The organism is Alishewanella tabrizica, assembly GCF_014652375.1.
In the GTDB taxonomy this organism is placed as follows: domain Bacteria; phylum Pseudomonadota; class Gammaproteobacteria; order Enterobacterales; family Alteromonadaceae; genus Alishewanella; species Alishewanella tabrizica.
Genome location: NZ_BMYR01000022.1, coordinates 1 through 9204, shown reverse-complemented (window position 1 = coordinate 9204; position 9204 = coordinate 1). Strand labels below are relative to the sequence as shown.

Sequence of the window (9204 nt, the reverse complement as noted above, 5' to 3'; positions counted from 1 at the left end):
CACTCTCAGTGTGGCACATCGATGCCGGATAGTGAGGGGGAGTCCATGTTATTGCATCACTCGCGGCCTGCGGCCGCTGGGATGCCAACCGCTGCGCGGTCGTCACCCGTGTGCTTTGCGTTAGGCTCTATTAGCACATAACCATCATTCCGGAAAATTATGCATGCAATGAACAAATACTTACCTTTTAAACAAATTTCGTTTATTGCTTTAGCTCTTTTTTTGGCTTCTACTTTTGTGGCCCTTCCTATTGCATTAATTCTTAAATCAGTACCTTTTGGCGGTTGGCTCGTTGCATTTAAATCATACCTTCCAGTTTCGAGCGGATTGTTGCTCACAGCCATTCTTATAACTTGGCTATACTGCGAGCTAGTTTATTTAAATTTAAATCCAACTATTACCATAATCCTATTTAGCTTAGGTTCACCGTTAGTCTTTTTTATTTTGCTCGGAGTTTCGGCGCAAATCGTTCATGGCAATTTCTTTGACGGAATTACAACCAGTAAAGGAATTGAAAACTTTATGTTAATTTACGGCTTGCTAAGCTTTTTCATGGGTTCACTAGGTTATTACGCCATAAAGAAAAAAGCCTAACAAAGCAATCAAACGGATGGTTTTTAAGTTGCATTTTTGCCATTCCGCTTCGCTCCATTTTATGGCAAAAGTGCAACTTAAAAACCACCGTTTATCGCGGCGTTAGCATAAGGAAGTAATATGTATCAAGTAAGCTGTCTTTGCGGAGCTATAGCAATAGAGGTACATGGCGGTATTGATTCAATTATCCACTGCCATTGCTCAAAGTGTAGAAAAAACAGTGGCACTGCTTATGCAACAAATGGCTTTATAAAGAAAGCTGGTTTAATTATAAATACAGGCGAAGAGCAAATTGGTTTCTATGAAACTGCGCCAGGAAAAAAACGGCACTTTTGCAAAGTCTGTGCATCTCCGATTTTTAGCAGTAATGAGTCGTCTCCTGAGCTACTACGTTTAAGGCTCGGTGTTTTGGATTCAGACATTGAAGAAAGGCCGGTATCACATAATTTTGTGTCCTCAAGAGCAAACTGGGACGATTTAGATGCTGAACTACCGCGTTATGATGGGCATGAACCAAGCCGTGTAGTTCAGAAGTAATGCCAAAAATGCTAACAAACAAATATTATCGCCAGCAAAAAGCGCTGGCTGCGACGTCAACCCGATACGCGGTTTTCCGCGCTAGATTTGGGCGTTAGTTTCTTAGGTGTAATTTCGTGTATAGAATTTTATTAATCATTTTAATTGTTTCCTTGTTTGCATTCTGGATGTATCCAAAAGAGAAAATTACTCCCGCTGTGAGTAATGAGCATGTGTTTCAGCTTAAAGATGCTGGTACTAAAGTCGAAAAAGAGGAGGAACGGGGATCAATTGTTGAATATATTGCCGAAGATGATGCCCAAGGCAATATATTGCAACTTAGCGCCAATCAGATTCTTGAACTAGCAATTGAGCTTCGCCTTTGTAAAAGTGTGCCGAAATCAGATTCTGAATTATCAGTCTGGCTTGATGAAGCTAATAGTGTTGGAGAACCAAACGAGTATATCGAAGATGTTCTCGCCAGATTTGATTTATGTTCAAAGCAACCTAAAGTCGAATACAACTACATAGACCTTTTGTTAATTGCGGCTGAGCAAGGATCTGACGATGCAGTGTCGTTATTATGGGCAATCGGTGAACAGGAATATTTTGAAAACGTTGGTAAAGTGCAATTAAGTAGGGAAGCGAGAATTGCTGCTAGAGTAGCATTTACTCACAAGAAATACGATTTAGCGCATAAAGTTGCATTGCAAGGTGGTGAGCAATCGTTAGAAAAGCTAGTTGAAGGCTATCAGCATTTTGACCCTGCAACCAATGGGCAAAGCTATTATAAGTCGGTGGCATACGCTAACTATGCCATGGCAATTACACGGAATAATGATTTGTATCGTAAGGTCGACTGGATTAAGCAGCGGCTGCTAAACAACATGAGCAATTATGAGCAAGATCAAGCGCAAATGATGACTGAAAAATTACTTTCTGAGGCGTTAATTGGACGAAACTAACAATCGCCACCAAAACGCCGCTTCGCGGCTCGACTCGCAACAAGTTGCTCGCGTTTGTGGCGGGCGTTATATGCCAGTAATCAAAAAGTCTATAGCTGCGATAATCTCATCTCTGAAAGCGCCTAAGTCTGAGACTGGCTCTGCTAACATTTTGGTTGGTATACTTGCCATTTGTTGGGTAAGAACGACAAAGTCGCCTTGTTTAATATGGATCGTCGGACACAAATGGCTTGGAGCCTTTTTTTCTAATAAATGTAGTGGTGTCAGCGGAATGACCAATCGAGTATTGAGGGTGCTTAGCAGCTCACTTTGCACGTCAACAAAATACGGATAGGCGTTAGATGTACTTTTGTCGAAATTTTTGTAAAGAATAAATTGTGACATCAGAATACTCGGTATGAATCAGAAAAAAGACCGTGTTTTTCAGTAAGCTCGTTGTAAGCTTGAATAGAGTCGGCGTTTTGCTCTAACCACTCAGCTTTCAATCTAGAGGAAACTTCTTTTTCTAAAGCTTTTTCCATTGTAGCGGATAGATTGATGTTAAGGCGCTTAGCTTCAGCAAGTAACTCACTGTTTAAGCTTAAGTTTGTGGCTTTTTTTGGTGCTTGTGCACTAAATGTGGTTCTCATAAACTAATTCCATGCGTATTGTCTGTGCGCATTAATTTTAGAAGAAATAATGGCATATAACAAACAAATTTTATCGCTAGCAAAAAGCGCTGGCTGCGACGTCAACCCGCTGCGTGGCTTTCCGCGCTAAATTTGGGCGTTATGAGCCATATGAATAATTTACTAATTTGTAGCCTGATAGTTCTCTTGGTTGGTTGCACTACCATTAAAAATGTTTCAAATAGTTCTCAATTTGAAGGTGACATAGGCATAAAGCATTTAGAAAAGAATGCTTTCATTTGCTCTGTTGATAATAATGCAATGTTTGCGAAAGGCTTACCCGTTAACGAGCTATATGAAAACCATGGCTTCAAATCCTGTCCTCGCGGAACGGATGTTGCTTCCCTTCTTAAGGGTGCTGAAATCAAAGTTTCAGAGGCTTCTCATCGCTCACACTTCGGTTTAGTGTCTTATACAGATCATTGGTATTTTGTTGGTTCCGCTGAGGCAGGCGGTAAAACAGTGAGCTTCTATTACTACTTGGGGTTGACTACTGATGGAAAACCTCCATTGAATTATAAGGATAATTTGTTGTGGCACTAGCAAAAGCTCATAACAAATTGCTGTTGTCGCCGCTGCGCGACTGGGACCTGCGCTGCGCTTCACTACGGCCCCAAAGCAAAGCGTTATAGGGCCTAAGCGCATCATGATAGAAAAAGATGAAATGTTAGAACTAGCAGTTATAGCTTGCCCTAGCTTTAAGCCAGTGTGGGAAGAATTCCTGGACGAGTGGAAAGATGAAAAGGATTTGCCCTTATATTTAGCACTTGGTGACCTTTCTAGGCACATTTCTTCGCTTGTAGAAACTGCGCAAGATTCTGAACTTAAGGAATTGTTTGAGGTTGTAGAGCGTTGGCACATAGAGGGAAGCCCCTATGTGAAAGAGGCCGCTACAATTGCTTTGCTTGAAGGACTTCAAGACCAGAGCAATGCGGCATCAACAGAGGGCTATCTTCTGCCAGAGAGCAAAAAGTGGTGGGACAAAGTAAACGGGTTCTGGGAAAACGGTACATTAATTATGTGAATAATCGGCCCTATAACAAGTTGCTTAATTTCGTTCCGGCCACAAACAGTGTGGCCTCCACTGGAATGCCTACGCTACCTTTCGGCTGCCCATTAGCAAAGCGTTAAGCAATTATAAGGAACTGATAATGTATCTGAAAGTATCAGCAAAAATCTTATTGAGTAGTGTATTGATCGTTATTGTGTATCTAACCATCGCTTTGACATGGGCTTCATTATCGGTAGAGTATCTCCTGACAGAAGAAGCAATAGCCAACGAAGAATCGATACTAACTATTAAGCAAAATGACATTTTACTTAAAATTAAAGATCCTACCTTTTATGAACATGCAGGTCTTGATCTATCTCAGGGGCAAGGATTGACAACTATTACATCTTCTCTGGCTCGAGATATATTTTTGTTTAGAGTAAAGCTGCCTGGAATTAAAGGTAGTTTCCAATCATTTTATCGTGGTGTATTTAATTGCTGTAAAAAAATTGATCTGGGTAGAGATATGATGGCTCTCATACTCAACAAAAACCTGACAAAAGAGTTGCAGCTTCAGCTCTACGTATCCAGCTCATATATGGGATCCTATGATGGTAGGCAAATAAGAGGACTACCTGCTGCGGCAGAAACATATTTCAATAAGCCACTTGCTGAACTTTCTGATGATGAATTTATTGCTTTGGTTGCAATGTTAAAGGCACCAAACTATTTTCATCCAGAAAAAGGTGCCAAGCATCTTGAAAGCCGTATTTATAAAATTAAAAAAATACTAGCTGGTACATGTAAGCCAGACGGTTGGTTCGATACTGAATACAAACACTGTACAAGCGGCGCTTAACAAACGGCTGTTGTCGCCCCTTCGAGGCTGGGACGGCCTTTCCGCCGCCTGCGGCTTCAAGTCCGACCCAAAGCCGGGCGTTAGGCAATACAAGTAGAACCGTCATCACGAAAAGGGAATAAATCATGACTTATGAAGAAAAATATAATTTTGCAGTTAAAGAGCTCGAAGCAGCAAAAATTTGGAAGTCGAACTACAATCCACCAATTACAAGATTACTTCGTAGGCTTGGCTTTAAAGCCCCATTACCACATTACAATTCCTTTTTAAAGAATGCACTTTGTACTGGTATTTATTTTGGTTGTGCTTGGGGGGGATTTATGTATTTTTTTGCTTGGAGCACCCAAAATATATCTCCGGCCGTAATGCTCTCGACCGCAGTGTTTGCGGGTGCTTTCTTTGGCATTGTTATGGCTTCCTATTATAGGCATGTTTTTAAAAAGCATAAACTAACACCCTGGCACGAAATTAAACGTGCCTAACAATTCTTACCTGTACGCGCCTTCGGCGCCGGACAGCCTTTTGCTGCGTCGTTCCTCCTGCGCAAAAGTCTTCCGCAGTACTCGGCGTTATGTTTTTTAGGGAGGTTTGAGATATGTTTGGAAATCTGTTTTTTTTAATTATTGGATTGGTCGCTATTTTTGTTGGTATAAAAAACAGTGATGTAATACTTATTTTATGTGGTGTTGTTAGTTCGCTGGGTGCTGTGGGAACTTTTTATTTTTTTAAGACAGGAAAAAGTCCTGGTCAGCAAGAGAAGTAGGCGCTATTAAATAAATAAATCAGTTTTTATCGCCAGCAAAAGCGCTAGATGCGAAGTCAACCCGCTGCGCGGCTTTTCGCGGTAAATTTGGCGTTAGGTAAGTATGAAGCAGTCATCTAGTAAAAAAACATTCATCCAAACGATTGGTTATGCACCGTGGATTTTGGCGATATTTACTGTCATTTTTTTGGTTATGAGCTTTTTTGAGAGGCCAATTTACTTCTTACTATTTTTAAGTATTCCTTATGGTCTGTATACCGCTCTTGTATTACCGTTTTTGTGGCGTAGGAATAATGATTGGTTAGGTGGTTTTTTGACGGTGGTGCCTATTGTGTTTTTCATAAATTCGTATGGTAACCACTTTGCGGGAATTCAGGCTGCTTGTGCTACTGCGGCGTTTACTAGCTTTATATGGCTATCGTTCAAAAGTAAATTTATTGGCTATGTTTCAAACAATACCTAACAAGTTTGTAAAGTTCGTTCTGGCCACAAGCGGGGTGGGCCTCCACGGGATTGCGCACGCTACGATGCGGCAGATCATTGGTAAAGCGTTATAAATTTTGGAGGGTTACGTGAAAGAATTATCATCAAAGCAGTAGTTTTTAATTGTGCTTATAGTCACTGTAATTCCTTTTTACTTGATTGAGCTTTTCCTTGGGCATGCTCAATCAACCATGCTTTCTTTCTTATCTCATGGTTTATCTTCAGCTTTGTGTGATTTACTAGATGCGGAAACCCGAGAGGAGGGAAGGGTCTCTTATACGCTTTCGCAACTTCTCGTAGATCTTGGGGGAAACCGACGAGGTAAATTGCGAATAAGTCCCTTTACCTGAGACAATCAAAAAAAGCGGGAAGAAGCGGACTTGATCGTACTTTCCTTACCATGTTGATAAACTCATCATGTTGATGATGAAGAAGGTGATGAAGAATATGGCAGCACAACATCGCGTTGCTCGGCGGTCCCTCCCGACAGGCCCCGTGACAGCGGCGTATGAACGTAAGGTGGATGCGGAAGAGGTGCGACGAGATAACGCGCAAGTTGCTCTGGCGGCAAAACTCGATGCCCTGCACGAGTCTCTTACTTCGCTCCCACCAGTACCCGTGCGCACCGACAGACTGACAGAGAGCAGCTCTAGAAGCAGCAGTCCGCTGTTACTGTTACTGACGCGATCCTTGGCATCCGCTCAGTCCTTTCTTCGAAAGAAATTCTATTTGTGGTCTTTTGGTCCACCACCGCGAGGCATGTACATTCATGGACCGGTCGGGGTCGGCAAGAGCTTTCTAATGGATCTCTTTTACGCGTCGGTTAATGTTCCTGATGATTCTTGCTGTAATAATGACAGCCACAGCTTCAAACACGTAAAAATTACCAAACGCCGCGTCCACTTCCATGAATTCATGCTAGACGTCCATCATCGAATCTTTGTCTACAAACAAAAGCACCCACGAGATGATGCGATACCCATCATTGCGCAGCAATTGGCACAGGAAGCCCAACTCCTCTGTTTCGATGAATTTCAAGTAACAGACGTTGCCGATGCCATGATTTTGAAACGACTTTTTTTATTATTATTGGATTGGAATGTCGTGGTGGTGGCCACCTCGAATCGCTCCCCCGATGCCTTGTATAAGGGAGGCATTAACCGATCCCTCTTTTTGCCATTCATAGACATGTTAAAACACACGTTCGACATTATCTCCATGGAGGATTCCGCTAAGGATTATCGACTCGAAACTCGAGCTGATGGTCAATCCTATTTTTGGTCAAACAAGGATGTTCACGGCGATAATGATAGTGATAACAACATGCAGGCGCAGTTGAAAGAAATATTTGGTGGCACTGCATCCGGAACTGAGGCCGAGGCCATTCACGTACCCTTCGGTCGCACCGTCCAGGTCGCCCGATTGAATGACCGGTGCGCCTGGTTTGACTTTTCCGAGTTATGCTACCAACCACTCGGCGCGGCCGATTATATTTCCCTCTGCGACCGATTTCAGGTCCTCATCATGGACCGGGTGCCGCAATTAGACGCCAATCACCTCAACGAAGCGCGACGATTCGTGACCCTCATTGACGTGTGTTATGAATCTCGCACCCGCTTGGTGCTGGCGGCAAAAGTCCCGCTCGATGAATTATTTGTCGAGTTTGAAGCGCAAGTTGAAAGCAGTGATGGAAATGAAGAGTTGTTTGTCAGTGAGAAGGGGGGAAACTCGAGTTCCTTTGCGACGACCATGATTCGCACCAAAGAGGGTGAACAATTTGAGTGGTCGGCGACGGGTCGAAGTGGCGTGTCACTGGCACAATTATCGGCCGCCAATGATCTCGCCTTTTCCTTTCGACGCGCCGCGTCTCGGTTGGTAGAAATGGGTGGAAAGGAATGGGGACGGCAATGACGAAAGCTCTTTACCTTGCAAGCCATTGAACCTATAGCAGATTTTTAACTAGGGAACATGCGAGTATGTCCCTAATATGAAATAATCTGCCACAAATGATAACTCAGAAAGAACACATCATGAGCCATCAACTTACTTTTGCAGATAGTGAGTTTTCCAACAAGCGTCGTAAAACGCGTAAAGAGATCTTTTTATCACGGATGGACGCTCTGTTGCCTTAGTCTCAACTCCTTGAAGTTGTTGAACCATTCTATCCTAAGGCAGGCAATGGACGAAAAGGAGATAGCCCGACCAATTTATTTTTTACGGATCAGGGCAGACAAATGTGGGGTGAGCTATGGCAGGGATGGGCTAGTGCTTTCCCACAGGATAAATCTGTGTTGATTGAAAAAAGTGGTCATATCACAGGGGCAAATTTAAAAGAAACAATAGAGGTTTGGATGTATTGCTTAAAAAAACATAATAAAACGCATCACTCTCGCCAGTTGTTCGCTGACATGCCAACCCGCAGTGCGGTCGGTCACCCATTTTGCTTTGTGGTAGGTTTTCTATGAAAAGTTTGAGTCTGTCAGCGTTTTTGGCTTTAGTTCTCAGTTCTTGTTCGTTGAACACAGACTTAGTTCAGTCTGATATGCCGTCTAACAAATTTATTGATGTTATTGGCGAAGTCGATGAATCAATCGGTTTCAAATTACAGGTTGAGTATAGAACAACCATTAATACCGCTGCGTGCACCGACTACAGTATTGCCTTGGGGAGGCGAATTACAAAAACCTACACCCATGATTATTACCCGGAAATAATTGGTTTATCCCACAGAACTCATGTACCGCTGCAACAAATATCATCCCAAACAGAATGTTCATGGCAGCCATCAGGTATTTCAATCTGTTCTGCGGCAAGAGGAGTAGAGCCAACGTCATGTTCTAGTATTTTTGCTTTTAACGGCCAACAGAAAACATCTGAGCCTGTAACAGTAGAATGCACGTTAGCAGGTTGGTGCTTTACGCAAACTAAGGTATTTAATGGTGCTATTAGTGTTTTTAACAAAACTTATGTTTTACATATACTAAGAAAACAAACCTAACAAAAAATTTTATCGCCAAAAACAGATAACAATTAATAAACAGAGTGGCCGAAGTAGAAATGCTGTTATTTGAACAGGTTTTCTGTAGGGGCGTTATGCTAAAAAAGGGAGTATATGACTGCAGACGCAAAGGAAAGGAACGAGATAATTCTAGTTGAAGTCGAGCGCCTTGGAGGTGGTTTCGTTTGGGAGACAGAAACTTTCACGATCACTTTAATGGATGTTGCGGTCTCCGAGCAGGATGCAATGGCGCTTCTTGGACTGTCTGGAGTTGAGCTCATAGCAATCAACATCACCCATATTGGCTAATAACATCATTCCGATCGCTCAATAACATCATGCCGATCAGGTTTTTTCTTCCCGCGTT

General features: G+C 42.5%; 15 protein-coding genes and 1 pseudogene. 14 read left to right on the top strand and 2 right to left on the bottom strand.

The genetic code is table 11. The features are described from left to right. Positions 1–159: 159 nt before the first annotated feature. From IE070_RS16240 to IE070_RS16230, 3 genes are all read left to right on the top strand, one after another. Positions 160–594 (top strand): hypothetical protein, encoded by a 435-nt coding sequence (locus IE070_RS16240; RefSeq protein WP_189484235.1) that lies wholly within the window; start codon positions 160–162, stop codon positions 592–594. A gap of 120 nt (positions 595–714) precedes the next feature. Continuing rightward, on the top strand, positions 715–1131 hold the full coding sequence (locus IE070_RS16235) for a GFA family protein (protein ID WP_189484234.1): 417 nt from the start codon (positions 715–717) through the stop codon (positions 1129–1131). Positions 1132–1247: 116 nt separating this feature from the next. Further along, on the top strand, positions 1248–2075 hold the full coding sequence (locus tag IE070_RS16230; protein WP_189484233.1) for a hypothetical protein: 828 nt from the start codon (positions 1248–1250) through the stop codon (positions 2073–2075). 66 nt (positions 2076–2141) lie between these two features. Here IE070_RS16230 and IE070_RS16225 read toward each other — a convergent pair whose 3' ends face one another. Beyond that, positions 2142–2459, bottom strand: a complete 318-nt coding sequence (locus tag IE070_RS16225; protein WP_189484232.1) for a CcdB family protein — start codon at positions 2457–2459, stop codon at positions 2142–2144. Next, positions 2459–2704: a type II toxin-antitoxin system CcdA family antitoxin gene (locus tag IE070_RS16220; RefSeq protein ID WP_189484231.1), complete on the bottom strand. Its 246-nt coding sequence runs from the start codon at positions 2702–2704 to the stop codon at positions 2459–2461. The genes IE070_RS16225 and IE070_RS16220 overlap by 1 nt, the downstream gene beginning before the upstream one ends. 150 nt (positions 2705–2854) lie before the next feature. On the opposite strand from IE070_RS16220, the gene IE070_RS16215 reads away from it, so the two are divergent. The 11 genes and pseudogenes from IE070_RS16215 (at position 2855) to IE070_RS16165 (ending at position 9146) form a co-directional block, all read left to right on the top strand. Continuing rightward, positions 2855–3286, top strand: a complete 432-nt coding sequence (locus IE070_RS16215; RefSeq protein WP_189484230.1) for a hypothetical protein — start codon at positions 2855–2857, stop codon at positions 3284–3286. Positions 3287–3389: 103 nt separating this feature from the next. Continuing rightward, positions 3390–3767, top strand: coding sequence for a DUF7674 family protein (locus IE070_RS16210; RefSeq protein ID WP_189484229.1), 378 nt, complete (start codon positions 3390–3392; stop codon positions 3765–3767). A 127-nt stretch (positions 3768–3894) separates the two neighbouring features. Further along, positions 3895–4593, top strand: coding sequence for a transglycosylase domain-containing protein (locus tag IE070_RS16205; protein WP_189484228.1), 699 nt, complete (start codon positions 3895–3897; stop codon positions 4591–4593). A 125-nt stretch (positions 4594–4718) separates the two neighbouring features. Continuing rightward, the gene (locus IE070_RS16200; RefSeq protein WP_189484227.1) at positions 4719–5075 is read left to right on the top strand and encodes a DUF6404 family protein; all 357 of its coding nucleotides are present in this window, start codon (positions 4719–4721) and stop codon (positions 5073–5075) included. Between the two features lie 113 nt (positions 5076–5188). Beyond that, entirely contained in the window at positions 5189–5356 is a 168-nt protein-coding gene (locus IE070_RS16195) for a hypothetical protein (RefSeq protein WP_189484226.1), read from the top strand. 103 nt (positions 5357–5459) lie between these two features. Next, positions 5460–5819, top strand: coding sequence for a hypothetical protein (locus IE070_RS16190; RefSeq protein ID WP_189484225.1), 360 nt, complete (start codon positions 5460–5462; stop codon positions 5817–5819). A 467-nt stretch (positions 5820–6286) separates the two neighbouring features. Continuing rightward, the gene (zapE, locus tag IE070_RS16185) at positions 6287–7750 is read left to right on the top strand and encodes a cell division protein ZapE (protein ID WP_229797115.1); all 1464 of its coding nucleotides are present in this window, start codon (positions 6287–6289) and stop codon (positions 7748–7750) included. 119 nt (positions 7751–7869) lie between these two features. After that, positions 7870–7968 (top strand): annotated as a pseudogene (locus tag IE070_RS16180) (IS5/IS1182 family transposase); the annotation flags it as partial. Between the two features lie 159 nt (positions 7969–8127). Then, complete coding sequence (locus IE070_RS16175) at positions 8128–8304, top strand: hypothetical protein (RefSeq protein ID WP_189484223.1); 177 nt, start codon at positions 8128–8130, stop codon at positions 8302–8304. Continuing rightward, on the top strand, positions 8301–8837 hold the full coding sequence (locus IE070_RS16170) for a hypothetical protein (protein WP_189484222.1): 537 nt from the start codon (positions 8301–8303) through the stop codon (positions 8835–8837). Before IE070_RS16175 ends, IE070_RS16170 begins: the two co-directional genes overlap by 4 nt. 114 nt (positions 8838–8951) lie before the next feature. Continuing rightward, a complete protein-coding gene (locus IE070_RS16165) occupies positions 8952–9146 on the top strand; it encodes a hypothetical protein (protein ID WP_189484221.1) in 195 nt (64 codons plus the stop codon). Positions 9147–9204 lie beyond the last annotated feature (58 nt).

Bases quoted from the DNA above. Each gene is read 5' to 3' on its own strand.
- IE070_RS16210 (WP_189484229.1), top strand. From the start codon at position 3,390: ATGATAGAAAAAGATGAAATGTTAGAACTAGCAGTTATAGCTTGCCCT.
- IE070_RS16240 (WP_189484235.1), top strand. From the start codon at position 160: ATGCATGCAATGAACAAATACTTACCTTTTAAACAAATTTCGTTTATT.
- IE070_RS16215 (WP_189484230.1), top strand. From the start codon at position 2,855: ATGAATAATTTACTAATTTGTAGCCTGATAGTTCTCTTGGTTGGTTGC.
- IE070_RS16195 (WP_189484226.1), top strand. From the start codon at position 5,189: ATGTTTGGAAATCTGTTTTTTTTAATTATTGGATTGGTCGCTATTTTT.
- IE070_RS16220 (WP_189484231.1), bottom strand. From the start codon at position 2,704: ATGAGAACCACATTTAGTGCACAAGCACCAAAAAAAGCCACAAACTTA.
- IE070_RS16200 (WP_189484227.1), top strand. From the start codon at position 4,719: ATGACTTATGAAGAAAAATATAATTTTGCAGTTAAAGAGCTCGAAGCA.
- zapE (WP_229797115.1), top strand. From the start codon at position 6,287: ATGGCAGCACAACATCGCGTTGCTCGGCGGTCCCTCCCGACAGGCCCC.
- IE070_RS16170 (WP_189484222.1), top strand. From the start codon at position 8,301: ATGAAAAGTTTGAGTCTGTCAGCGTTTTTGGCTTTAGTTCTCAGTTCT.
- IE070_RS16190 (WP_189484225.1), top strand. From the start codon at position 5,460: ATGAAGCAGTCATCTAGTAAAAAAACATTCATCCAAACGATTGGTTAT.
- IE070_RS16165 (WP_189484221.1), top strand. From the start codon at position 8,952: ATGACTGCAGACGCAAAGGAAAGGAACGAGATAATTCTAGTTGAAGTC.
- IE070_RS16235 (WP_189484234.1), top strand. From the start codon at position 715: ATGTATCAAGTAAGCTGTCTTTGCGGAGCTATAGCAATAGAGGTACAT.
- IE070_RS16225 (WP_189484232.1), bottom strand. From the start codon at position 2,459: ATGTCACAATTTATTCTTTACAAAAATTTCGACAAAAGTACATCTAAC.
- IE070_RS16205 (WP_189484228.1), top strand. From the start codon at position 3,895: ATGTATCTGAAAGTATCAGCAAAAATCTTATTGAGTAGTGTATTGATC.